Below are 625 nucleotides of genomic sequence, written 5' to 3'. Positions count from 1 at the left end.
GCAGGGGGCGGCGGGGTCGGCGTCGGCGGAACCGGCTCGGGCGGCGTCTCGACCGGGGCGGTGGCCCCGTCCTCGGGCGAGGGCTCGGGCTGCGGATTATCGGCGGGTGCGGCGGCGATCTCGATGTCCGAGACGATCGACACCGGCACCGAGTTCACCAGCGGCTTGGGCTCATCCACCTTGGACGACCACGACACGAGCGCGAGCGCCACCACCCCGGCGTGCAGCGCGAGCGATCCGACAATGGCGGGACTGGGTCGACGCAAAGCCGTCAGCCCTCCGCCGGCTCGTCAGCCGCCGTGTCGGTGATCAGGTTCAGCTTGGTGAAGCCCGAGGCCGACAGGCGCGCCATCACCCGGGCCACGGCCTGATAGGGCGCGCGGCCGTCGGCGCGAATGAAGACGGCCTTGTCGCGCGCCTTCTCGCCGCCCTCTTCGGCCACGCGGATCGCCAGCTGCTCCCAGCGGACTTCGCTCTCGCCGATGAAGATGGCCCCGTTCTGGTCGATCGAGACCGTGATCGGCTTGTCGGTCGTCTCGACGGCGCTGGCCTCGGTCTTGGGCAGCTCCACCGGCACGCCGACGGTCAGCAGCGGCGCCGAGATCATGAAGATGATCAGCAGCAC

General features: G+C 70.9%; 1 protein-coding gene and 1 pseudogene. Both read right to left on the bottom strand.

Features of this window, described 5'->3' with window-relative positions; translation table 11 throughout:
- Window positions 1-266: pseudogene (locus HX774_RS19405) on the bottom strand (hypothetical protein); the annotation flags it as partial.
- Window positions 267-271: 5 nt separating this feature from the next.
- Window positions 272-625: biopolymer transporter ExbD (locus HX774_RS19400; RefSeq protein WP_178829031.1), on the bottom strand; the 354-nt coding region annotated here is incomplete at its 5' end.

The organism is Brevundimonas sp. P7753 (assembly GCF_013386595.1).
GTDB lineage: Bacteria > Pseudomonadota > Alphaproteobacteria > Caulobacterales > Caulobacteraceae > Brevundimonas > Brevundimonas bullata.
Note: the sequence above shows the minus strand (reverse complement) of the source record. Positions and strands in the feature narration are given on the sequence as shown.